At 67.9% G+C, this 23,536-nt stretch carries 12 protein-coding genes, 3 rRNA genes and 1 riboswitch; of the genes, 9 read left to right on the top strand and 6 right to left on the bottom strand.

The window, feature by feature from the left end; genetic code table 11:
* Position 1: 1 nt before the first annotated feature.
* The gene (locus DNL27_RS11330) at positions 2-1,639 is read right to left on the bottom strand and encodes an ABC transporter substrate-binding protein (RefSeq protein ID WP_112235602.1); all 1,638 of its coding nucleotides are present in this window, start codon (positions 1,637-1,639) and stop codon (positions 2-4) included.
* A 270-nt stretch (positions 1,640-1,909) separates the two neighbouring features.
* Between DNL27_RS11330 and DNL27_RS11325 the strand changes: the two genes are divergently transcribed.
* The 7 genes from DNL27_RS11325 (at position 1,910) to rrf (ending at position 14,273) form a co-directional block, all read left to right on the top strand.
* Positions 1,910-3,196, top strand: a complete 1,287-nt coding sequence (locus tag DNL27_RS11325; protein WP_112235601.1) for a TetR/AcrR family transcriptional regulator — start codon at positions 1,910-1,912, stop codon at positions 3,194-3,196.
* A gap of 170 nt (positions 3,197-3,366) precedes the next feature.
* Positions 3,367-5,466 (top strand): 3-hydroxyacyl-CoA dehydrogenase NAD-binding domain-containing protein, encoded by a 2,100-nt coding sequence (locus tag DNL27_RS11320; protein ID WP_112235600.1) that lies wholly within the window; start codon positions 3,367-3,369, stop codon positions 5,464-5,466.
* Positions 5,467-5,495: 29 nt separating this feature from the next.
* Positions 5,496-6,755: an acyl-CoA dehydrogenase family protein gene (locus DNL27_RS11315; protein WP_012399163.1), complete on the top strand. Its 1,260-nt coding sequence runs from the start codon at positions 5,496-5,498 to the stop codon at positions 6,753-6,755.
* A gap of 43 nt (positions 6,756-6,798) precedes the next feature.
* Positions 6,799-8,514, top strand: coding sequence for an AMP-binding protein (locus tag DNL27_RS11310; protein ID WP_112235599.1), 1,716 nt, complete (start codon positions 6,799-6,801; stop codon positions 8,512-8,514).
* 439 nt (positions 8,515-8,953) lie between these two features.
* Positions 8,954-10,484: ribosomal RNA gene (locus tag DNL27_RS11305) — 16S ribosomal RNA — on the top strand.
* A 371-nt stretch (positions 10,485-10,855) separates the two neighbouring features.
* Positions 10,856-13,980: ribosomal RNA gene (locus tag DNL27_RS11300) — 23S ribosomal RNA — on the top strand.
* Positions 13,981-14,156: 176 nt separating this feature from the next.
* Positions 14,157-14,273, top strand: a 5S ribosomal RNA gene (gene rrf, locus DNL27_RS11295).
* Together the 16S, 23S and 5S rRNA genes form the textbook arrangement of a ribosomal RNA operon.
* Positions 14,274-14,339: 66 nt before the next feature.
* On the opposite strand, the gene DNL27_RS11290 is transcribed toward rrf, so the two are convergent.
* The 5 genes from DNL27_RS11290 to DNL27_RS11270 form a co-directional block, all read right to left on the bottom strand.
* On the bottom strand, positions 14,340-15,584 hold the full coding sequence (locus DNL27_RS11290; RefSeq protein WP_112235598.1) for a cystathionine gamma-synthase: 1,245 nt from the start codon (positions 15,582-15,584) through the stop codon (positions 14,340-14,342).
* A 125-nt stretch (positions 15,585-15,709) separates the two neighbouring features.
* Positions 15,710-17,029, bottom strand: a complete 1,320-nt coding sequence (locus DNL27_RS11285; RefSeq protein ID WP_112235597.1) for an aminotransferase class V-fold PLP-dependent enzyme — start codon at positions 17,027-17,029, stop codon at positions 15,710-15,712.
* A gap of 80 nt (positions 17,030-17,109) precedes the next feature.
* Positions 17,110-19,548: a 5-methyltetrahydropteroyltriglutamate--homocysteine S-methyltransferase gene (gene metE, locus DNL27_RS11280; RefSeq protein ID WP_112235596.1), complete on the bottom strand. Its 2,439-nt coding sequence runs from the start codon at positions 19,546-19,548 to the stop codon at positions 17,110-17,112.
* A 162-nt stretch (positions 19,549-19,710) separates the two neighbouring features.
* Positions 19,711-20,706: a methylenetetrahydrofolate reductase gene (locus tag DNL27_RS11275; protein ID WP_012399158.1), complete on the bottom strand. Its 996-nt coding sequence runs from the start codon at positions 20,704-20,706 to the stop codon at positions 19,711-19,713.
* 44 nt (positions 20,707-20,750) lie between these two features.
* Positions 20,751-20,867: riboswitch (SAM riboswitch) on the bottom strand.
* A 79-nt stretch (positions 20,868-20,946) separates the two neighbouring features.
* A complete protein-coding gene (locus tag DNL27_RS11270) occupies positions 20,947-21,276 on the bottom strand; it encodes a hypothetical protein (protein ID WP_012399157.1) in 330 nt (109 codons plus the stop codon).
* 238 nt (positions 21,277-21,514) lie between these two features.
* Between DNL27_RS11270 and DNL27_RS11265 the strand changes: the two genes are divergently transcribed.
* Positions 21,515-22,540 carry a hypothetical protein gene (locus tag DNL27_RS11265; RefSeq protein ID WP_162627134.1) on the top strand — a complete coding sequence of 342 codons (1,026 nt, stop codon included), beginning with the start codon at positions 21,515-21,517 and terminating at the stop codon, positions 22,538-22,540.
* A 45-nt stretch (positions 22,541-22,585) separates the two neighbouring features.
* The gene (locus DNL27_RS11260; RefSeq protein WP_012399155.1) at positions 22,586-23,455 is read left to right on the top strand and encodes a fructosamine kinase family protein; all 870 of its coding nucleotides are present in this window, start codon (positions 22,586-22,588) and stop codon (positions 23,453-23,455) included.
* Positions 23,456-23,536 lie beyond the last annotated feature (81 nt).

Here is a 23,536-nt window from a genome sequence, read left to right as displayed (position 1 = left end):
ATCAGTTCTTGGTCTTCTCGACCTTGTAGTACTCGGGAACGCCGTCCCAGCCGGTGCCCACGCCGGACACGTTCTCGGACCACGCAGTGTTCGCCTGGTTGTACCAGAGCGGGATGGAGGGGAGGTCCTTCAGCAGCATGGAGTCCGCCTCCTGGAACTTCTTCACCCCGTCCTCGGAGCTCTTGGCCTCGAGACCCTCGTTCAGCTTCGCCTCGAACTCCGGGTTGTCGTAACGGGAGTCGTTGGAGGAGGCGCCCTTGGAGAAGGTGGGGCCCATGAAGTTGTACATCGAGGGGTAGTCGGCCTGCCAGCCGGAGCGGGTGGCTCCGGTCAGCTTGCCGGCCTTGGCGTCGGTGCGCAGCTCCTTGAAGGTGGAGTAGGACTTGCCCTCCACCTCAATGCCCAGGTTGTTCTTAACCTGGTTGGCAACGGCGTCCACCCACTTCTTGTGCCCACCGGCGTCGGCGTTGTACGCGATGGTGAGCTTCTGGGACTTGTTGTAGGGCTGCATCTTCTCGGCCTTGGCCCACAGCTCCTTGGCCTTCTCCTTGTCGAACTTGGTGTTCTCGGAGTTGGGGATGCTCTCGTCGTAGCCCTCGATGGTGGGGGCGGTGAAGTCCGTGGCGGGGGAGCGCGTCTCGTTGAAGATCACCTTGGTGATCTCCTGGCGGTCGATGGCCATGGACAGGGCCTGGCGGCGCAGCTTGCCGGCCTCGCCCTTCCAGTTGTCCTGGTACTCGGGCACGGCGAGGGTCTGGATGCCGGCGTAGGGCTTGTCGGAGTAGCGGTCGCCGAGGTCCGACTTGTAGTTGCCCAGTGCGCCGGTGGGGACCTGCTGCAGGACGTCCAGGTTGTTGGAGATCAGGTCCTGGTAGGCGGTGTCCGGGTTCTGGTACAGCTTGAAGGTGATGCCGCCGTTCTTGGCGGCCTCCGGGCCCTTGTAGTCGTCGTTCTTGACCAGGTCGATGCTGGAGTTGTGCTGCCAGGCGCCGTCCTTGGCCATCTTGTAGGGGCCGTAGCCCACGGGGTTCTCGCCGAAGGCCTTCATGTCCTTGAATGCGGAAGAGGGCATCGGGGCGAACGCGGTGTAGCCCAGGCGCTGCTCGAAGTCCGACTGCGGGGAGACCAGCTTGACGGTGAAGGTGTGGTCGTCAACGGCCTTCAGCCCGGACATCTTGTCCTCGGTGCTGCCCTCGGCGGAGACCTTCTCATAGCCCTCGATGGGCTCGAAGAAGGTCGCGGTGCCCTGGGCGTTCTTGGCCGCGGCGCCGTAGTTCCAGGAGTCCACGAAGCTCTGGGCGGTGATCTCCTCGCCGTTGGTGAACTTCATGTCCGGCTTGATCTTGATGGTCCAGGTCTGCTTGTCCTTGGACTCGATGGACTCCGCGAGGTCGTTCTGGGTCTTGCCCTCGGAGTCGTAGCTCACCAGACCGTTGAAGATCTGCTGGATCACCACGCCGCCACCGGTCTCGGTGGTGTTGGTGGGCACCAGCGGGTTCTGGGGTTCCACGGAGTCCGCGGTGATGATGGCGCTGCCATCGGCGGAGCCGTTGGAGTCGCCGCCGCCGCTGCAGGCGGTCAGGGAGATGGCCGCCACTGCGGCGACACCGAGAGTCTTGGAAATGCGGGAGTAACGCATCTCGCGTCCTCAAAAGCGAAGTGGAACGAGGGCTTATGAGGCCAGCGTCCGGGAATTCGAAATGGATATGACGACATCCGGTGATCGGTTGCTGGGGTTGTGCCCCAAGAACACCGCTGAGTGTAGCCCACGTCACCCCGGGTCGAGCGTTGCGCACCGGCGTGTCCGACGCGCTCGCCGCAGGGCCGGCAGACCGGTTCCCGTGCGACTCCGTCTCAATGCGGCTACCCTCGATCCCACAGCCGCCCGTCGTCGTGTGAGGAGACCCAGATGAGTGAGGCCAGCGCCGTCACCGAGGACGTGGTCACGCGCTCCATCCGCATGCTCGCGGACCACGGGTACATGGAGACCACCGTGGAGCAGCTCGCCCAGGCCGCGGGCATCAGCCGGGCCACGTTCTTCCGCAAGTACGGCAGCAAGGAGGACGTCGTCTTCGCGGACCACGCGGCCACCCTGGAGCGGCTGGAGGCCCTGCTGCAGCGCCCGGGACTGTCCCCGCAGGACGGCCTGGTGGAGGGCGCGCAGCTCGTGTTCCGCCACAACCTGGACCACGCGCAGCGCGCGTTCGCCCGGCACGACCTCCTGCAGCGCGTCGAGTCCCTGCGGGACCGTGAGATCGCCATGTCCTCGCGCTACGAGCGGGTCTTCCATGCCTTCCTGCGTGCCGCCCTGCCCGACTCCCCGGACCGCCGCGTCACGGCAGTGGCGCTGCCCGCGGCCACCGTGGCGGTGCACAACGCGTTCCTGCGCACGTGGCTGCGCGGTCCGAGGCCGGGGCAGGGGGAGCAGCTCGCGGCTGCGCTGAGCAGGCGGGTCGTGTGGCTGTGTGCGCTGTTCGGCGTGGCCCATCAGGAGACTGCCCCGTCCGGCTCGCCGGCGGACCTCTCGTTCTCGTCCGCACAGGTCTCCCTCGAGCTCGACGACGCCGCGGCGCCCCCGTACGCTCACGGCTCCCCGTCCCCGGCGGGTCGCCCGACCGCGAACGACGCCGCGTCGTCGGGTGCCGGCGCACCCGGATCCTGGTCCCCTGCCGGGGCCACGGCCCCGGCAGGAACCTCGTCCTCGTCGGACGCCTCGGCCGGTGACGCCGCAGCGCCCCCGGGGGCTGCCCCGTCGGGCCCGCCGTCCTCGGGCGGGACCCCGTCCTCTCCTGACGTTTCCGCCGACGACGACGCGGCGACTCCGGAAGCTGCCCCATCGGGCCCGCAGCTGTTGAGGGGGACGCCGTCCGCGCTGTACGCCCCGGCCGAGGACGATGCCGCGACCCCGGAGGCTGACCCGCCCGGGTCCTCGGCCGGTGCGCCGGTCGGGGGCGGGGTGGACACCGCACGCGGGCGTGACGTGGGCGCGGACCCGGACGGGTCTGCGGCGGGACCGGGGGAGCACGGCGAGCCTGCGCTCGCGAACCCGCGCGGCGGCGTCGTGGGCGGGAACCGGACCGACACGGTGTGGGTGGGCGGCGATGCCCCGATCGTGGTGCTCGTGCCCCGGGGCGGGGACCCCGCGGACGTCGCCGAGCGCACGGCACGCTCCGTCTACGAGGCGCTGCGCGGCTGACGCGCGCCCCTCCGCCACGCTGCGGGGCCCGTTGTCGGGCGCGCCCGGGGAGGTGGGGCCGGGATGGTCGGACCGCGGCGGGATGTCTTGACGTGAGACTGCGTCTCAGGGCAGACTTCGAGACGAATCATGTGGCCCAGGCCACCCCTCACCCAGACTCAGGAGCAAGCGTGAGCGATCAGTCCTTCCCATCCACCGTGACCATCACCGTGACCCACCCGGTGCTGCCGGGCCGGGAGAAGCCCATCGCGCTGGTGTCCCTGGACTCCACGGCACCCAACGGGCTGGTGATCTGGGGTTCGGAGGCCATGCGGGATCTGCAGCGCGAGCTGTCCGCGATCGACACCTCCCAGGTGGAGGCCGTGGTGGTCACCGGCAACACCAAGTCCTTCGGCGCCGGAGCCAACCTCAAGGAGATCCGCGCGGCCCAGCTCAGCGGCACCTCGGACGAGTACGTGGGCTCGGGCCACGACGCCTTCGGGGTGCTCGCGGAGATGGACGTCCCCACGTTCTCGCTCATCACGGGCGTGGCCCTGGGCGGCGGCCTGGAGCTCGCGCTGCACACGGACTACCGCCTCTCCACCTCGGGCAAGGCACCCATGGGCCTGCCCGAGTGCCACCTCGGGTTCTTCCCCGGCTGGGGCGGCGTCTACCTGCTGCCGCACCTCGTGGGCGCGGAGGCCGCGCTCAGCATCATCGTCACGGACTCGATGCGCGGTAAGAACCTCAACCCCGCCAAGGCCGCTCAGATCGGTCTCGTGGACGCCGTGCTGAACGGTGCCCCCGGCACGGACGAGTGGGAGACCTCGTGGCAGACCTGGGTCGTGGAGACCCTCGAGGGCAAGCACGAACCCCGCCGCACCACCGACGACGAGCAGACCTGGACCGCCGCCGTGGAGAAGGCCGCCGCGAAGGCCGAGAGCGCCTGGCACGGTGCCGCCCCCGGCCCGGTGGCTGCCATCGAGCTCGTGGGCCGCGCGCGCACCGAGTCCCGCGTGGTCAACGGCGAGGCCGCCGTGGAGGCGTTCACGCAGATCGTGCAGTCCGACGCCGCCCGCGCGTCCCTGTACGCGTTCGAGCTCGTGAGCGCGCGCAGCAAGCAGGCCGCCAACGTCCCGGACGCCCCCGTCCGCGAGATCAAGAAGGCCGCCGTGATCGGCGCGGGCCTCATGGCGGGCCAGCTGGCGTCCCTCATCGCCCAGGGCGCGCGCATCCCGGTGGTCATGACCGACCTCGACGACGAGCGCCTGGCCGCCGGTGTGCAGCGCACCCGGGACCGCTTCGCGGCTCAGGCGGAGAAGGGCCGGATGACCCCGGAGCAGGCCGAGCAGCTCGGCTCGCTCATCACGGGCGCCCGGAGCCCGGAGGACCTCGCGGACGCGGACTTCGTGATCGAGGCCGTGTTCGAGGAGCTGGACGTCAAGCGCCAGGTCTTCGCCCAGTGGGAACCGGTCATCAAGGAGGACGCGATTCTCGCGACCAACACCTCCTCCCTCTCCATCACCGCCATGGGCCGGGACCTGCAGCACCCGGAGCGACTCGTGGGCTTCCACGTGTTCAACCCCGTGGAGGTCACCCCCCTGCTTGAGATCGTGGCGGGCGAGAAGACCGACGACTCCACCCTGGCCACCGCGTTCGACCTCGCGGCCAAGCTGCGTCGCATCGCCGTGCGCGTGGAGGACGCCCCGAGCTTCGTGGTCAACCGCGTGCTCACGCGCATGTTCGACTCGATCGGCCGCGCCATGGACGCCGGGGGAGACCCCGAGACCGTGGACCACGCCCTGGACGCCATGGGGCTTCCCATGACCCCCCTGCAGCTGCTGGACTTCGTGGGCCCCGCCGTGCTGGTGCACATCACCCACACCATGAACGACGCCTACCCGCAGCGCTTCACGCTCTCCCCGTGGCTGGACGCCGTGGCGGACGCCGGTCTCAAGAACACCCTGCCGGCCCGCGGGGAGTCCTCCGAGACCTACCTGTCCGAGGGCGCCAACGAAGCCCTGGAGCGCACGCGGCGCGAGAACGGCGTCACGGCGCAGTCCGGCGACGGCGCCGGCGGCCAGCTGCTCACTCGCGTGCAGGACGCGCTCGCGGAGGAGATCGGCTACATGCTGGACGAGGGCGTGGTGGCCTCGGCCCGGGACATCGACCTCTGCATGATTCTCGGCGCCAACTACCCCTTCCACCTCGGCGGCATCACCCCGTACCTGGACCGCTGCGGCGCGGCCGAGCGCATCCGCGGTGCCCGGTTCGACGCCGCCCAGCAGTAGCAGCTTCCAGCAAGGATCGAGGAGTCATCATGAGCAAGGACAGCACGGAGACCACTGGCATCACCATCGAGCACCCCGAGGACTTCCCCACGGGCACGCTCGAGCCGCACTACGACCTCAACGAGCCCCTGGCCACGGACGAGGCCGGGATCTACGAGGGTGTCTCGGAAGAGGACCGCGCCCACCAGCTGCGGGCCCGCACATTCGTGCAGGAGGAAGTCCTGCCCGTTATCGCGGAGTACTGGGACCGTGGCGAGTACAACCTGGACCTCGTGCGGCGCATGGGCGAGATGGACCTGTTGCGCGATGGAGTGGAGGTCCCCGGGATGCCCCCCATGTCCAAGATGGCTGCGGGCCTGGTGGCCATGGAGCTCTCCCGCGGGGACGGCTCCATCTCCACCGTGTCCGGTGTGCAGGGTGGGCTGGCCATGCGGTCCATCGCCCTGTGCGGCAGCGAGGAGCAGAAGCAGCGGTGGCTGCCGGACATGGCCACGGGCAAGCTGCTCGGCGCGTTCGCGCTGACCGAGCCGGCGCACGGCTCGGACTCCATCGGGCTCGAGAGCCGGGCCACGCCGGTGGAGGGCGGCTACATCCTCAACGGCGCCAAGAAGTGGATCGGCAACGGCTCCATGGGCGGGATCACCGTGGTGTGGGCCCGCAGCGACGAGGACGGCGCGGTCCACGGCTTCGTGGTCCCCCAGGAGTCCGAGGGCTACACGGGCACCACCATGAAGGCCAAGCTCGCACTGCGCGCCATCCACCAGGCGGAGATCACGCTCGAGAACGTGTTCGTGCCCACCGAGAACGTGCTGCCCCACGCCAAGAACTTCCGCGACACCTCGGCCGTGCTGTTCGCCACCCGCATCGGGGTGGCGTGGGCCGCGGTGGGTCACGCCCAGGCGTGCTACGAGACCGCGGTGCACTATGCCATGCAGCGCCACCAGTTCGGGCGCCCGCTGGCGGCGTCGCAGATCGTGCAGGAGCGGCTCACCCGCATGCTCAGTGAGCTCACCCAGATCCAGACGCTGGTGATGGCCATGGCACGCAAGGAGGAGGCGGGCACACTGAGCGGGCCGCAGGCGTCCCTCGCCAAGTACACCGCCACCCGCACGGCCCGCCAGGTGGCCATGAACGCCCGCGACCTGCTGGGCGGCAACGGGATCCTCATGGAGAACCGGGTGGCACGGCACTTCGCGGACATTGAGGCCATCCACACGTACGAGGGCACGGAGACCGTCCAGGCCCTCATCATCGGCAAGTCCATCACGGGGATCTCCGCGTACAAGTGAGTCTCGCGGGGCGCACCCGGCCCGCCACCGATCCAGGAGCACCATGTTCGCGAACACCGAGCCGCTGACCCCCCTGCGCTTCCTGGAGCGCAGCGCGGAGGTCTTCCCCGACCGCCGCGCCGTGGTCCACGGTTCCCAGGAATGGAGCTACCGGCAGTTCGACCGGGACGTCCAGCGCTTCGCCGCGGCGCTGCGTCCTCTGCTGGCGGACGCTCCTGCGGAGTCCTCCGGCGCAACCGGCGAGGGCGACCGTTCGAACGGTGCGGGCCGGCGCGCCGCGGAGGAGGACTTCCAGGGGGCCGAGTTCCTGGAACGGGAGTGGCCCACCGTCGCAGTGGTGGCCCCCAACGTGCCGGCGGCTCTGATGGCGCACTACGCCGTGCCCGCGGCGGGGGCCGTGCTGGTCCCCCTCAATCCACGGCTCAGCGCCCGGGAGCTGCAGTACATCCTCGAGCACTGCGGAGCCCGGGTGGTGCTCGCGGACGTCTCGGTGCTGGACACGGTCGCGGAGGCGATGGGCGACCGCACCGGGGTCCGCCTCGTGCAGGTCCCCGACGAGCAGGCCGGGCTGCCGGCCGTCCGTGACGGCGCGGGCGCCGGAGTCCCCACGTTCGAGGAGTTCCTGGACGCCCCGGTGCGCCACGCAGGCAGCGCGGAGAAGACCGATGGCGGCGTCGTGCGCCGTGGCGTGGTGGACGAGAACGCTCCCATCACCCTGAACTACACGTCCGGGACCACCGGTCGGCCCAAGGGGGTGCTCTACTCTCACCGCGGCGCCTACCTCAACAGTCTGGGAGAGGTGTTCCACAACGGGTTCACCGGGGACACCCGCTACCTGTGGACCCTGCCCATGTTCCACTGCAACGGGTGGTGCACCACCTGGGCCGTGACGGCGGCGGGCGGGACGCACGTGTGCCTGCGCGCCGTGCGGGCGCAGGACGTGTGGAGCGCGTTCGACGAGCACGCCATCACCCACCTGTGCGGGGCCCCGGCGGTGTGCTCCACCATCGTGGACGCCCAGGAGGCCCACCCGCTCGACCGTCGCATCCGCATCACCACGGCGGGAGCTCCGCCGGCGCCGAGCATCATCGAACGGCTGGAGCAGGCGGGTTTCGACATCGTGCACGTCTACGGCCTCACCGAGGTGTTCGGCCCCATCACCATCTGCGAACCCCAGGAGCAGTGGGCGGAGCTGCCGGCCTCGGAGCGGGCGCGGCAGATGTCCCGACAGGGCGTCGCGATGATCCAGGCGGAGTCCGCACGGGTGGTGGATCCCGAGATGCAGGACGTCCCCGCGGACGGCGAGAGCCTCGGGGAGGTCGTGCTGCGCGGGAACAACGTGATGATCGGCTACTACCGGGACGTCACCGCCACCCGGAAGGCCTTCGACGGCGGGTGGTTCCACACCGGGGACCTGGGCGTCATGCACCCGAACGGGTACATCCAGCTCACGGACCGCGCCAAGGACGTGATCATCTCCGGGGGCGAGAACATCTCCTCCATCGAGGTGGAGCAGGCGCTCTACTCGCACCCGGACGTCCTGGACGTGGCCGTGGTGGGTGTGCCGCACGAGAAGTGGGGTGAACGGCCGGTGGCCCACGTGGTGCGGGCGGGCGGCTCCACCGTGAGCGAGGAGCAGCTCCGGGAGCACGTCCGGTCCCAACTGAGCGGGTTCAAGGTGCCGGACAGCGTCACCTTCACCGATGAGCTGCCCCGCACGGCCACGGGCAAGGTGCGCAAGAACCTGCTGCGGGACTGACCGGCAGGCTGGGGCCCCCGTTTTGCGCAGGTCAGCGGCCGTGTGTAATGTATTCCGAGTCGCCGCAAGGACGGACAGCGAAGAGCTGACCTGGACGGTCGACCAGCCCCCTTCCTCCACAGGAACCAACCGCGTGAGAACGCAGAGTTGCGGACCGGATGAGGAACGGATAAGCTAGTCGAGTTGCCAACAGGACAGCCACGAAGCTTCCGAATCGCGGCAACGCAAACTTCCAATCCAAAGCCCTGGATCAGGGTTTAGATGTGGTGTGTTGTTTGTCAACTCAATAGTGTGTCTAGTTTGTTGATACCAAAGTTTTATTTTTTGGTTGATGGCCCGATGCCTTTTCAGGTGTTTTCCCGTTTCCTGGGGGTGTTGGGTGTCAGCTGGGATCCTACCGGCCGCACGTAGGTGTGGTGGGTGGTTTCTGTTGAATTTTTTGACGGAGAGTTTGATCCTGGCTCAGGACGAACGCTGGCGGCGTGCTTAACACATGCAAGTCGAACGCTGAAGCTTGGTGCTTGCACTGGGTGGATGAGTGGCGAACGGGTGAGTAATACGTGAGTAACCTGCCCTTGACTCTGGGATAAGCCTGGGAAACTGGGTCTAATACTGGATACGACGGCGCATCGCATGGTGTGTTGTGGAAAGGGTTTTACTGGTTTTGGATGGGCTCACGGCCTATCAGCTTGTTGGTGGGGTAATGGCTCACCAAGGCGACGACGGGTAGCCGGCCTGAGAGGGTGACCGGCCACACTGGGACTGAGACACGGCCCAGACTCCTACGGGAGGCAGCAGTGGGGAATATTGCACAATGGGCGGAAGCCTGATGCAGCGACGCCGCGTGAGGGATGACGGCCTTCGGGTTGTAAACCTCTTTCAGCACGGAAGAAGCGAGAGTGACGGTACGTGCAGAAGAAGCGCCGGCTAACTACGTGCCAGCAGCCGCGGTAATACGTAGGGCGCAAGCGTTGTCCGGAATTATTGGGCGTAAAGAGCTCGTAGGCGGTTTGTCGCGTCTGCTGTGAAAGCCCGGGGCTTAACCCCGGGTGTGCAGTGGGTACGGGCAGACTTGAGTGCAGTAGGGGAGACTGGAATTCCTGGTGTAGCGGTGAAATGCGCAGATATCAGGAGGAACACCGATGGCGAAGGCAGGTCTCTGGGCTGTTACTGACGCTGAGGAGCGAAAGCATGGGGAGCGAACAGGATTAGATACCCTGGTAGTCCATGCCGTAAACGTTGGGCACTAGGTGTGGGGAACATTCCACGTTTTCCGCGCCGTAGCTAACGCATTAAGTGCCCCGCCTGGGGAGTACGGCCGCAAGGCTAAAACTCAAAGGAATTGACGGGGGCCCGCACAAGCGGCGGAGCATGCGGATTAATTCGATGCAACGCGAAGAACCTTACCAAGGCTTGACATACACCGGACCGGGCCAGAGATGGTCTTTCCCCCTTGTGGGGCTGGTGTACAGGTGGTGCATGGTTGTCGTCAGCTCGTGTCGTGAGATGTTGGGTTAAGTCCCGCAACGAGCGCAACCCTCGTTCTATGTTGCCAGCACGTGATGGTGGGGACTCATAGGAGACTGCCGGGGTCAACTCGGAGGAAGGTGGGGATGACGTCAAATCATCATGCCCCTTATGTCTTGGGCTTCACGCATGCTACAATGGCCAGTACAATGGGTTGCGATGCCGTGAGGTGGAGCTAATCCCAAAAAGCTGGTCTCAGTTCGGATCGTGGTCTGCAACTCGACCACGTGAAGTCGGAGTCGCTAGTAATCGCAGATCAGCAACGCTGCGGTGAATACGTTCCCGGGCCTTGTACACACCGCCCGTCAAGTCACGAAAGTTGGTAACACCCGAAGCCGGTGGCCTAACCCTTGTGGGGGGAGCCGTCGAAGGTGGGACTGGCGATTGGGACTAAGTCGTAACAAGGTAGCCGTACCGGAAGGTGCGGCTGGATCACCTCCTTTCTAAGGAGCACTGTGGCTGGCCGTGTGGCCGGCACCCACGATCCTCGTCATTTTCGGCGGGGTGTGGTTGATGCTCATGGGTGGAATATCAGCAAGCGGACACGCTGTGCCCTGACACGGGAACACGGCCGGACACGAGTTCTGGTGGTGGTGTTGGGGTGGCGGCGTGGTGGCACATTGTTGGGTTGTCGATCAACACGTCAGTGTTGGTTGGTTTCCCGCAGCATCACGAGACTGGGATGGTTTTCCTGGTGGGGTGGTGTTGGTGGGTTGTTGTTTGTCAACTACATAGTGGACGCGAGCATCTTTGACGCCGCGCACCTGGAAGGGTGTGTGGTGTGTTCTTTGATGATTTATTTGTGTTGTGTGGCGTATAAGTTGTTACGAGCACACGGTGGATGCCTTGGCATCAGGAGCTGATGAAGGACGTGGAAATCTGCGATAAGCCTCGGGGAGCTGATAAACGAGCTGTGATCCGAGGGTCTCCGAATGGGGTAACCCGGCTGCGTATCATGCGTGGTCACTCGTATCTGAATTCATAGGGTGCGAGGAGGAACGTGGGGAAGTGAAACATCTCAGTACCCATAGGAAGAGAAAACAACAGTGATTCCGTGAGTAGTGGCGAGCGAAAGCGGATGGTGGCTAAACCGGTTGTGTGTGATACCTGGCGAGGGTTGCATGATCGGGGTTGTGGGATGCGTTGTTCCTGGGGTCGCCACCCTGGGCGCTGTGGCGTGGTGGTAGTCGAACTGGTGGTGAGTGCCAGACCGTAGGGGGTGTGAGTCCCGTAGACGAAACTGTCATTGTCGTGGTGTGACGTTGTTCCCGAGTAGCACGGGGCCCGTGAAATCTCGTGTGAATCTGCCAGGACCACCTGGTAAGCCTGAATACTTCCTGATGACCGATAGCGGATCAGTACCGTGAGGGAATGGTGAAAAGTACCCCGGGAGGGGAGTGAAATAGTACCTGAAACCGTGTGCTTACAAGCCGTTGGAGCCTTTTGGGGTGACAGCGTGCCTTTTGAAGAATGAGCCTGCGAGTTAGTGTTACGTCGCGAGATTAACCCGTGTGGGGTAGTCGTAGCGAAAGCGAGTCTGAATAGGGCGTTGTGAGTGGCGTGATCTAGACCCGAAGCGGAGTGATCTACCCATGGCCAGGTTGAAGCGCGTGTAAGAGCGCGTGGAGGACCGAACCCACTTCAGTTGAAAATGGAGGGGATGAGCTGTGGGTAGGGGTGAAAGGCCAATCAAACTCCGTGATAGCTGGTTCTCCCCGAAATGCATTTAGGTGCAGCGTTGCGTGTTGCTTGCTGGAGGTAGAGCTACTGGATGGCTGATGGGCCCTACAAGGTTACTGACGTCAACCAAACTCCGAATGCCAGTCAAGTGTAAGCGTGGCAGTGAGACTGTGGGGGATAAGCTTCATAGTCGAAAGGGAAACAGCCCAGACCATCAACTAAGGCCCCTAAGCGTGTGCTAAGTGGGAAAGGATGTGGAGTTGCTGAGACAACCAGGAGGTTGGCTTAGAAGCAGCCACCCTTGAAAGAGTGCGTAATAGCTCACTGGTCAAGTGATTCCGCGCCGATAATGTAGCGGGGCTCAAGTACACCGCCGAAGTTGTGGCATGACACCGTTAGCTGAGCCGTTTGTGGTTGAGGTGGTGTTGTGGGTAGGGGAGCGTCGTTGGGGTAGTGAAGCTGCGGGGTGACCCAGTGGTGGAACCTCAACGAGTGAGAATGCAGGCATGAGTAGCGATAGACGGGTGAGAAACCCGTCCGCCGGATGATCAAGGGTTCCAGGGTCAAGCTAATCTGCCCTGGGTGAGTCGGGACCTAAGGCGAGGCCGACAGGCGTAGTCGATGGACAACGGGTTGATATTCCCGTACCGATGAAGAACCGACCCTACTGAGCCGGGGATACTAACCACCCGAGCCACCATGACCGTGACCCCTTGTGGGTCGCGGGGTGTGTGGTGAGGCTGGGACCTGATCCGGGGAGGTAAACGTGTTAACAGGTGTGACGCAGGAAGGTAGCCGAGCCAGGCGATGGTTGTCCTGGTCTAAGCATGTAGGGTGACCCGTTGGTAAATCCGCGGGTTGTGTGCCTGAGATGTGATGGGACTCTCTTAGGTGAGAGAATTCGGTGATCCTATGCTGCCAAGAAAAGCATCGACGTGAGGTTCTAGTCGCCCGTACCCCAAACCGACACAGGTGATCAGGTAGAGAATACTAAGGCGTTCGAGAGAATCATGGTTAAGGAACTCGGCAAAATGCCCCCGTAACTTCGGGAGAAGGGGGGCCCTGTCTGGTGAGCACACGTGCTGTGTGAGCTGGGTGGGGTCGCAGAGGCTAGGGGGAAGCGACTGTTTATCAAAAACACAGGTCCGTGCGAAGTCGTAAGACGATGTATACGGACTGACTCCTGCCCGGTGCTGGAAGGTTAAGAGGACCTGTTAGACCCTTCGGGGTCGAAGCGGAGAATTTAAGCCCCAGTAAACGGCGGTGGTAACTATAACCATCCTAAGGTAGCGAAATTCCTTGTCGGGTAAGTTCCGACCTGCACGAATGGAGTAACGACTTCCCTACTGTCTCAACCATGAACTCGGCGAAATTGCAGTACGAGTAAAGATGCTCGTTTCGCGCAGCAGGACGGAAAGACCCCGAGACCTTTACTATAGTTTGGTATTGGTGTTCGGTGTGGCTTGTGTAGGATAGGTGGGAGACTGTGAAGCTATCACGCTAGTGGTGGTGGAGTCGTTGTTGAAATACCACTCTGGTCACTCTGGACATCTAACTTCGGCCCGTGATCCGGGTCAGGGACAGTGCCTGATGGGTAGTTTAACTGGGGCGGTTGCCTCCTAAAGAGTAACGGAGGCGCCCAAAGGTTCCCTCAGCCTGGTCGGCAATCAGGTGTTGAGTGTAAGTGCACAAGGGAGCTTGACTGTGAGAGTGACAGCTCGAGCAGGGACGAAAGTCGGGACTAGTGATCCGGCGGTACATTGTGGAATGGCCGTCGCTCAACGGATAAAAGGTACCTCGGGGATAACAGGCTGATCTTGCCCAAGAGTCCATATCGACGGCATGGTTTGGCACCTCGATGTCGGCTCGTCGCATCCTGGGGCTGGAGTTGGTCCCAAGGGTTGGGCTGTTCGCCCATTAAAGCGGTACGCGAGCTGGGTTCAGAACGTCGTGAGACAGTTCGGTCCCTATCCGCTGCGTGCGTTGGAAATTTGTGGAGGCCTGTCCTTAGTACGAGAGGACCGGGACGGACGAACCTCTGGTATGTCAGTTGTTCCGCCAGGAGCATCGCTGATTAGCTACGTTCGGGATTGATAACCGCTGAAAGCATCTAAGCGGGAAGCTTGCTCCGAGATGAGATTTCCTGACCCCCTTTGTGGGGTGTGAGGTGCCCAGTAGACGACTGGGTTGATAGGCCAGGTGTGGAAGCGTTGTAAGGCGTGGAGCTGACTGGTACTAATACACCGAAGACTTATACACACACGATCTGTCATCAAGAGTGTGGTGTTCGCGTTCACTATGTGGTTGACCACCAACAACCCCGGCCCCCCGTTGTGGGGGGTGTGGGTGTGTGGTTGACAGAGGAATACAGGTTTGACCCGTGGTAGGCACGGGAACCAGGTTTCCGCCCCCGGTTGTGTGGGGTGGTGCAGGTTTCCGGTGGTTATAGCGTGGGGGAAACGCCCGGTCCCATCCCGAACCCGGTAGCTAAGACCCACAGCGCTGATGGTACTGCACTCGGTAGGGTGTGGGAGAGTAAGTCACCGCCGGAATTATTGTGAACAGGGTTGAGGCCCCACACCGTAAGGTGTGGGGCCTCCCCGCATTTAACACGCGGTCTATGCCGCCCGCTGGCGGGCACCACCAACAGAGGGCACATCCCGCCACCCCACCTGCGATGCGGCCCCGAGAGCCCGGTCCAGATCCGCCAGGTGATCGTCGATGCTCTCCAACCCCACGGACAACCGCACCAGGTCCTCGGGGACCTCGTACGCGGTGCCCACCCGCGAGGCGTGCGTCATGCTGTGCGGCACGCACGCCAGGGACTCCACCCCGCCCAGGCTCACGGACAGGTTGTAGAGCTCTGAGGCGGCCACGAACTCGTGCGCTGCTCGGAGCCCGCCGGCGGGCCGGAAAGAGATGATGCCCCCGAAACCGCCGTGCAGGGTCTGCGCCGCGAGGTCGTGCTGCGGGTGATCCTCCAGGCCGGGGTAGTGGACCTCCACCACGTCCTCTCGGGACCGCAGGAAGTGCGCGACCTCCAGAGCGTTGGAGCAGTGGCGCTCCATGCGCAGCGGCAACGTCTTGAGTCCGCGGGCAGCGAGGAACGCGTCGAAGGGCCCGGCCACGGCTCCGCACGCGAACTGCTGGAACGCGAGCCGTTCCGCGAGAGTCTCGCCGCGCCAGTGCGCGTCCCTCACCACCACGGCTCCGCCGAGCACGTCCGAGTGGCCGCCGATGTACTTGGTGGTGGAGTGGGCCACCGCGTGGGCGCCCAGCGTCAGCGGGTTCTGGAGGGCGGGGGTCGCGAAGGTGTTGTCCACCACGAGCAGCGCGCCGGCGTCGTCGGCCACTCGCGCCCACGCGGCGATGTCCGCCACCCGCAGCAGCGGGTTGGACGGGGTTTCCAGCCACAGCACGGCGGTGCTGCCGGGGCGGACGGTGCGGGCGGCGTCGTCCGCGGAGGCCGAGGGCACGATGCTGTGCGAGATCCCCCAGCCCGAGAGCACCCGGTCGACCAGGCGGAACGTGCCGCCGTAGACGTCCGCGGCGAGCACCACGTGGTCACCCGGCTGCAGGACTGCGCGCAGGAGGGCGTCCTCCGCGGCCATGCCGGAGGAGAACGCGAACGCGCGTGTCCCGTGCTCGAGCGAGGCCAGCTGCTCCTCGAAGCCGTTGCGCGTGGGGTTGGATCCGCGGCTGTACTCGTGGCCGCCCTCGCGGAACTGGTTCACGCCGTCCTGCACGAACGTGGAGGTCTGGTAGATCGGCGGGACCACGGCGCCCGTGGTCGGATCGGGGTGCTGGCCGTCGTGGATCGCCCGTGTGGCGAGGCCGCGCAGGGTGTCGGTGGAGCGTGTCATCGTGGGTCTCCTGGTAGGTGTGGTCCGGGGGCCTCGGTGGCCGCCGGGGTGAAAAATGGTCATCGCGGGCGGGAAGGTTCGCGCGTTCGAGGACAGTCCGTCGCCCGCGCGAACCGACTCGCAGCTCAGGGGGCCGCTACCGCGGTCCCCCGCCCAGCCGCGGTCTCCCACCCCGGGGCGGGCTCCGCAATCACCGAGAGCGCCCGGAACAGGTCCGCGGTGAGCTCCGCCTCGTCCTCGAGACCCACGGTGAAACGCAGGGTTCGTTCCGTGATGCCGCTGGCCCGGAACTGCTCGGGGGTGAGTCGGCAGTGGGTCATGCTCGCGGGGTGGGCCACGAGCGTCCGGACGTCGCCGATGTTGGCGGCCAGACGGATCAGCCGCAGGGAGTCCACCACGTCCTCGACCTGTGCGGGGGTGCCCGCGAGGTCCACGGAGAACACCCCTCCGGCGCCCCGGTACCCGCCGTGCCTCAGCAGCTCGCGCTGGCGGCCCGTGGCGGAGGCCGGGTGGTGCACCCGTTCCACGGCGGGATGGGCCGCGAGCGTTGCAGCCAGGCTCTCGGCCGTGGCCGACTGCCGCTCCACCCGCACTCCCAGGGTGGCCATGCCCTGCAGGATCTCGTGCGCGGTGGTGGCACCCAGGCACGGGCCAAGGTCGTTGAGGTACTTGCACCGCGCCACCCCCAGCACCGCGCGCTCGGCGCCGTAGGTCTCCACGGCGGAGCGTCCGCCCCAGCGGTGGCGCGGTTCGGTCAGCCACGGCCACCGAGCGGGATCCTTGGTGGGGTCGAAGCTCCCGGTGGCCACGAGCAGCCCGCCCAGCGGTCCGCCGTGCCCGGCCAGGTACTTGGTGGCCGAGTGCACCACGAAGTCCGCCCCGTGCTCCCCGGGGGTGTACAGGTGCGGGGTGGCCACGGTGTTGTCCACCACCACGGCCGCCCCGTGACGGTGGGCGATCTGGGCGATCGCCTCCAGCTCGGGCAGCTCGGTGAGCGGGTTGGCGATGGACTCCAGGAAGAACACGCGCGTGCCCTCCCGCACGGCGTCCTCCCACTCGCGCGGATCGCGGGGATCCGCGAAGCTCACCTCGAGCCCGGTGTCCTCGAGGGTGTCCGTGAGCAGGTCCACGGACCCGCCGTAGAGCCGTGAGGACACCACGGCGTGGGCGTCCCGCGCCGGTCCCGTGAGCGTGAGCAGGGCCAGCGCCACGGCCGCCTGGCCCGACGACGCCGCCACGGCACCCGCTCCGCCCTCGCGCCGGGCGATCTCGGCCTCCAGGGCCGCGACGTTCGGGTTGCCCGTCCGCGCGTACGTGTACCCACCGGCCCGCTGCGCGAACACGGCGCGGGCGTCCGCGAGGGTGTCGAACGCGTAGGCCGCGCTGTGGTGGATGGGCTGGATGATGGGCGTCCCCAGTGGTGGGGCAGCCGTGGTGGCGCTCATAACATTCTCCGTTCCTCGGTGCCGCGCGGCTCCCGGTGCGGGAGCCGCGCGGGTGGTGCTCCGGTGGTGGGCCGTGCGCCTCAGCGCGTGGCCGCGGCCCCCGCAGGGGCGGTGCCGGGCGGGACGGCCCGGGCGGCGTCGTTGCCCTGGCCGTCCCGGTCCGCGCGGGCGAGCTCGCCGCGCACCGTGACCGCGGCGGCCACCAGACGGTCCAGGGCGGCCCGCGTCTCGGGCCAGGCGCGGGTCTTCAGACCGCAGTCCGGGTTGACCCACACGCGGTCGGCACCGATGGCGTGCGCGGCGTGGCGCACGCGCCCGGCGACCTCCTCGAACGTGGGCACGCGCGGGGAGTGGATGTCCCACACGCCGGGACCCACGTCCCGCGGGAAGTCCGCGGCGGCGAGCCCGTCCACGATGCCCGAGCCGGAGCGGGAGGCCTCCAGGGTGGTGACGTCCGCGTCCAGGCCCTCGATCGCGTCCAGCACCGTCTCGAACTCCGAGTAGCACAGGTGCGTGTGGATCTGCGTGTCCGGGGCGGCGGCTCCGGTGGCCAGCCGGAACGACCCCACGGACCACTCCAGGTACGCCGGGCGGTCCGCCTCGCGCAGCGGCAGCAGCTCCCGCAGCGCTGGCTCGTCCACCTGGACCACGGCGGTCCCGGCGGCCTCGAGGTCCGTGATCTCGTCCCGCAGAGCCAGCGCCACCTGGTCCGCGACCTCCGCCGCGGGGGCGTCGTCCCGCACGAAGGACCACGCGAGGATCGTCACCGGACCCGTGAGCATGCCCTTCACAGGACGGTCCGTGAGCGACGCCGCGTACCCGGTCCAGTCCACGGTGATGGGCGCGGGCCGGGAGACGTCCCCAAACAGGATGGACGGGCGCGTGCACCGCGAGCCGTAGGACTGCACCCAGCCGTGACGCGTGGTCGCGAAGCCGTCCAGGGCCTCCGCGAAGTACTGCACCATGTCGTTGCGCTCCGGCTCGCCGTGCACCAGCACGTCCAGGCCCAGCTCCTCCTGCGCGCGCACCGTGCGGGCGATCTCCCGCCGGATCGCCTCCGTGTAGGCGGCGTCGTCCAGGCGCCCGGCGCGGTGGGCAGCGCGGGTCGCACGGATCTCGGTGGTCTGCGGGAACGAGCCGATGGTGGTGGTGGGCAGCAGCGGCAGCCGCAGCCGCTCGTGCTGCGCCGCCCGGCGCTCGACGGCGGAAGCCCGCACGCGGTCCTCGCCGCGCACCGCGGCGGTGCGCTCGCGGACCTCGGGCCGGTGCGTGGCCGGGTGGGCGGCGCGGGCCGCGCGGATCCGGGCGTCCGTCTCCAGGGTCTGCGTGATCGCCTCCCAGCCGTGCTCGACGCCGCGCGCGAGCTCGACCACCTCGGTGACCTTCTGGTCAGCGAACGCCACCCAGCTGCGCACGTCCGGGTCCAGCCCGGTCTCCTGGGTGACGTCGTGCGGGACGTGCAGCAGCGGCGTGGCCGTGCCCACCGCCACGGGGCCGCGGGCCGCGGCGCGCAACCGGTCCAGGGTGTCCGTGGCGCCCGCCAGGTCCGTGCGCCACACGGTGCGACCGCCCACGACGCCGGCCACGACCGGGCGCTCGCCCCACGCCCGCAGCGCCTCGGCACCGGGGACGTCCCCGCGGTCCAGGTCCACGGCCAGGGCCTCCGCATCCGTACGGGCCAGGGCCAGCAGGGCGTCCCCACCGGCATCCCCGTAGCCCACGGTCACGAGTGCGGCGGGGCGGTCCGCCGGGAACGTGAGCCGGCGGTAGGCGGACTCCACGGCGGCCACGATCTCGGTGCGCTCCACCGCCCAGCCGTCCGCGGCGAGAGCGGGCTCGTCCAGCTGCACCCACTGCACACCGGCCGCGGCGAGCTCCGAGAGGATCCGCACGTAGAGACCCACCACGTCCTCCAGGCGGCCCAGCGGATCCACGGGGGCGTCGTCGGTGGTCTCCGGGCGGGAGAGCATCAGCAGGGTCACCGGACCCACGAGCACGGGGCGGGTCCGCACCCCGGTGCGCCGGAGGGTGTCCAGGTAGCGGGCCACGAGGCTCTCCGGGTGCGCGCTGAGGGGGGTGTCCGGGCCGATCTCCGGGACGTAGTAGTGGTAGTTGGTGTCGAACCACTTGGTCATCTCCAGCGGCTCCAGCCGGTCCGTGCCCCGGGACAGCGCGGTGAGCAGGCCGATGCCCTCGGGGGTGTCCGGGGCGGCGGGGGAGTAGCCGTCCGCAGTGAAACGGGCCGGGACCGCGCCGAGGGCCAGGGCCGTGTCCAGCACGTGGTCCACGGCGAAGCCCTCGGACGGGATGGCGTGCTCGGCGCCGAGCCCGAGCTCCCGCAGCCGCAGGGTGGTGCGTTCGCGCAGGGCGCCGAGCGTGTCCACCACGGTGCTCGCGGGGTGCCGGGCGGGATCCTTCCAGTGGGCTTCGAGCGCACGCTTGAGCTCGCGGTCCGGGCCGATGCGCGGATAGCCCAGGATCGTGGCGGCGGGCAGGGTGGCGGGGTTCGTGACGGTCATGATCTCTCCTTGCGAGGGTCGGTCCGGGGTGGAAAAGGGTGTGGGGCAGCCGCACCGCGGGTGGGTCCGCGGCGGGACGGGTGGGTTGGTGACGATGCCGTGCCGGGCACCGGGCCTGCCGGGGCGTCTCCGATGTAGGCGGGGCGCCCGACGCTGCCCGGGTCAGGCCGCGGGGCTGCGGCCCCGGTACTCGCGGGCGGCGTCCCGCACGCGCAGGTGCTCCAGGATGGTCAGCGCCGCGTCCGGGCGGTTGAAGGTGTACAGGTGGAAGCCGGCGCAGCCGAGGTCCAGGAGGTCGTCGATCAGGGTCAACGTGGCGGCGGTGCCCCGGTGCCGCAGCTCGTCCGGGGAACCCGCGGTGAGGAACCGGGTGAGCCGCTCGGGCACGGGCACACCGGTGATCTCCGTCATCCGCTGCAACCGTTTCGGGTTGGTCAGCGGCATCAGGCCGGCCACCACGGGAATGTGGATCCCCTCGGAGCGCGCCCGCTCGAGGAACGCGGCGTAGTCCTCGGGCTCGTACAGCACCTGCGTGATCGCGTAGTCAGCGCCGGCCTCCTGCTTCTCCCACAGGGAAGCCAGGTCCGCCTCGAAGTCGCGGCCGCGCGCGGGGGAGGGGTAGCACGCCACCGACACGGACAGCGGCCGGGTGCCGGGGCGGAAGCCGTCCCCGAAACGACGCCGCTCGACGTCGCGGATGAGCCGCACCAGCTCCGAGGCCCGGCCGATCCCCCCGGGAGGGGTCACCCACTCACCCGCACCCAGGGGCGGGTCCCCGCGCAGTGCGAGGAGGTCCCGCACGCCGTCGTCCAGCAGATGCTCCACGGAGCGTTCCAGTCCGGCGCGGTCCGTGCCGCCGCACGTGAAGTGCGCCATCACGGGCGTGCGGGTGGTCCGGCGCAGGTGCCGCAGGGCCTCGCGGGAGACACCGCGCCCGCCCGAGTGTCCGTGCGTGACCGAGAAGAAGTCCGGTCCGGCCTGGGCCATGGCGTCGATGCTGCGCCACACGGTGTCCGGGTCCGTGGTGGGGCGCGGGGGGAACACCTCGAACGAGACGAGCGTGGAACGGCGGGGCCGGCGCACCAGCCAGGACGTGCCCGAGGGCGCGGCGCCCGCCGCGGTGAGGTCCTGGTGGACGGCGGTCAGGGGTGCGGACATATGAGAAAACCTCCGGCGGTAGGACGCCGGAGGTCGATTTCCGTGCGCCGTACTTGCCAGCCACGCGGTTGCGTGACGGCCGGATCGTCATCTGGGGCACCCCACTACAGCAGGAGGGTTGCCGCCCGGTTAGCCAGAGCTTTGCACCGGGACTCATGATCCTTTGTTGGCTGCGACAGTAGCACGGGCGGGGAGAGTGTCAAAAGGAGGCCGTGCGGCGTCGTGGGTCGGGGCGGGGGATCAGCGCGGGAGGGCGCCGCGGGTGCTGCCGGTGTGGTGCGGGTCCCGCGTGAAGCCGAGTACGATCCGCTCGGTGTCCAACAGGTCGGAGGAGTCCTCCGGGCCCGGGCACTGGTCCTCGTGGAAGAGCCGCACGAGGGACACGGTCACCGCGCACAGCGTGAACGAACCGGTGGTGACGGCCAGGAAGAACGGGGCATAGGGCGCGTGCACGGACCAGTCCGTGAACAGGAAGGACGCGGTGTAGACGCACGCGGTGAACACGCCGAGCACGGCGGAAAGCTGGTAGAGGCCGTTCTCCAGTCGGTGGTGACGCAGCAGCGGTGTCATGGATCCCTTGCGGTGCAGACGGTGCGGACGGTGTGCCGCGACGACTCGCGGTGACTCCGGAGGACATGAACGAGAACGAGAATGCGCGGGCCGGCAGTGCGCTCATCCTAGCAACCCGGGGTGTCGTCGCACGTGGGGCCGGTGTGGGCCGTTCTGGGGGCGGGGTTGGGCGCGCAACACGTTTTCATGTCTTCGAATGCACTTGGCCGGAGGCGATCCAGCTGTGAGACTCGTCACCATGACGACCTCCCGCGCCCTGCGCTGCCTGTCCGTGGCCACCCTCGTGCTCGCCCTGGGGGCGTGCGGGGCGCCGTCGGGAGGGGACGGTTCTTCTGGGGCCTCGTCCGCCGCGCCGTCGGGGGCCGGGGTCACGAGCGGGGCGACGCCGGGTCGCTCGGGCGACGCCGCGGCGTCGCCGTCCGCCACGAGTGTGCGGCCCAGCCCCTCGCCGGAGGCGGCGCAGGCCGCCGAGCTGACCCAGAGCTTCACCACGCCGGACGGGAGCATCGGGTTCCGCTACCCGCAGGGATGGACGGTGGGCGCACCGGACGCCTCGACGCCCGAGACCAGGGCGTGGCTCCTCAAGGACGCCGAGGGCGCCACCGTGCTCATGCTGGCCATCCGGCCGGACGGGCAGATCGCGAGCCCCGTGACACCCACGAGCACCACGTCCCACGGCACCCTGCCCGGCGCGCTGGACTCCCACGGTGACCCCGTGCGCATCGCCGTGGGGCCCTACCCCGGGCAGTCCGCGGGGGCCAACATGCTGGTGGCCTACGGCATCACGTCGAACACCGGGGCGGACCGGCTGTTCGGTCACATCTCCCGCGGGGACGGCACGATGGTGTCCTTCCAGGGCACCCAGCAGGGCGGGATCAACACCTCGGTGGACATGGCGGCGGAGGCGGACGCGTTCTCGAAGAGTCCCCGGTTCCGCGAGGAGATCCTCCCCGTGCTGTCCTCCTTCACCATGCGGCCCGTGGGCGCCACACCCGCCGCGACGGCGGCCCCCACCGGGGGCACCGGCGCGTGCCGGGGTGGGTCCTACGAGTACAGCGGGCTCGAGGGTGTGGACTGCGCCGAGGCGACCGCGATCCTCCAGGAGGTGGAGAGCGCCGGGCGCCCCGCCGGTGCCCGCGGCAAGGAGACGGACCGGTACCACTGCTTCTGGTCCAGCGCGGGGGAGAAGAGCTCCGGGGCACCGGACGTGCAGTGCAATGCGCAGACCTCCGGGCGGCACCTGTTCGATGCGAACGTGCGCTGAGCCCGCGCGCCCCAGCCCGTCGGAGGGCGGTGCTACACATGAGCCATGGCACACCTGGATGAGCTTCCCCCGGATCTCGTGACCGAGCTGCGCGTGAGCGCCGCGCATCCCCTGAGCGGAGGGGACAGCGCCAACGCGTTCCGCTTGGACACCCCGGACGGGCCCCTGTTCGCCAAGACCATGAGCTACGCCCCCGAGGGCGTGCTGCCGGTCGAGGCCGCCGCGCTCGAGGCCCTGCGCGCCGTGGCCCCGGACGAGGTGCGGATCCCCGCGGTGCGGCACGTCAGCGAGGACGCCCTCGTGCTGGAGTGGATCGACGAGGTCCAAGGAGAGCGCACCCGCGCCACCGAACGGAGCCTGGGGGTGGGCCTGGCGGGCATCCACCGTGCCCGGGCCCCGCACGTGGGGTGGCTTTCCCCGCAGCTGCCCGAGCGCATCGGGTCCATGACGGCGGACCTCACCCCCACCGACGACTGGGCGGACTTCCTGCTGGAGCGGCGCATCGAGCCCCTGCTGCGCGCGGCGGTGGACGCGGGCAACCTGGACCCGGCCGCCACCGGGGTGCTCGCGGAGCTCGCACCGCGCGCCGCCGAGCTCGCCGGGCCGCCCGAGCCCCCGAGCCTGCTGCACGGGGACCTCTGGGCGGGCAACCGGGTGGTGGACTCCGCGGGGGCCAACTGGCTCATCGACCCGTCCTCGTTCTACGGCCACCGCGAGTACGACCTCGCCATGATGCAGCTCTTCGGCGGTTTCGGACGGGACTGCTTTGCCGCCTACGACGACGCCCACCCCCTTGCCGACGGCTGGCAGCAGCGGGTGCCGTGGTACCAGCTGCCGCCGCTGCTCGTCCACGCCCTGCGTTTCGGCGGCGGGTACGGCGGGTCGGTCATGCGGGCGCTGCGCCAGCTCGCCTGAACGGTGCGAGCGCTCCCGCGCCCGACACGGCCCGTGAGGTTGGACACGCCACGCGCACGTACAGCATGATGCTAACTAGAC

It is taken from the genome of Kocuria sp. BT304, assembly GCF_003290245.1.
Taxonomy (GTDB): Bacteria; Actinomycetota; Actinomycetes; order Actinomycetales; family Micrococcaceae; genus Kocuria; species Kocuria rhizophila_A.
Note: the sequence above shows the minus strand (reverse complement) of the source record. Positions and strands in the feature narration are given on the sequence as shown.

What these genes read in the sequence shown, in the direction of transcription:
- DNL27_RS11330 (WP_112235602.1), bottom strand. Translation starts at nt 1,639, where the DNA reads ATGCGTTACTCCCGCATTTCCAAGACTCTCGGTGTCGCCGCAGTGGCG.
- DNL27_RS11325 (WP_112235601.1), top strand. Translation starts at nt 1,910, where the DNA reads ATGAGTGAGGCCAGCGCCGTCACCGAGGACGTGGTCACGCGCTCCATC.
- DNL27_RS11315 (WP_012399163.1), top strand. Translation starts at nt 5,496, where the DNA reads ATGAGCAAGGACAGCACGGAGACCACTGGCATCACCATCGAGCACCCC.
- DNL27_RS11310 (WP_112235599.1), top strand. Translation starts at nt 6,799, where the DNA reads ATGTTCGCGAACACCGAGCCGCTGACCCCCCTGCGCTTCCTGGAGCGC.
- DNL27_RS11290 (WP_112235598.1), bottom strand. Translation starts at nt 15,584, where the DNA reads ATGACACGCTCCACCGACACCCTGCGCGGCCTCGCCACACGGGCGATC.
- DNL27_RS11285 (WP_112235597.1), bottom strand. Translation starts at nt 17,029, where the DNA reads ATGAGCGCCACCACGGCTGCCCCACCACTGGGGACGCCCATCATCCAG.
- metE (WP_112235596.1), bottom strand. Translation starts at nt 19,548, where the DNA reads ATGACCGTCACGAACCCCGCCACCCTGCCCGCCGCCACGATCCTGGGC.
- DNL27_RS11275 (WP_012399158.1), bottom strand. Translation starts at nt 20,706, where the DNA reads ATGTCCGCACCCCTGACCGCCGTCCACCAGGACCTCACCGCGGCGGGC.
- DNL27_RS11270 (WP_012399157.1), bottom strand. Translation starts at nt 21,276, where the DNA reads ATGACACCGCTGCTGCGTCACCACCGACTGGAGAACGGCCTCTACCAG.
- DNL27_RS11265 (WP_162627134.1), top strand. Translation starts at nt 21,515, where the DNA reads ATGACGACCTCCCGCGCCCTGCGCTGCCTGTCCGTGGCCACCCTCGTG.
- DNL27_RS11260 (WP_012399155.1), top strand. Translation starts at nt 22,586, where the DNA reads ATGGCACACCTGGATGAGCTTCCCCCGGATCTCGTGACCGAGCTGCGC.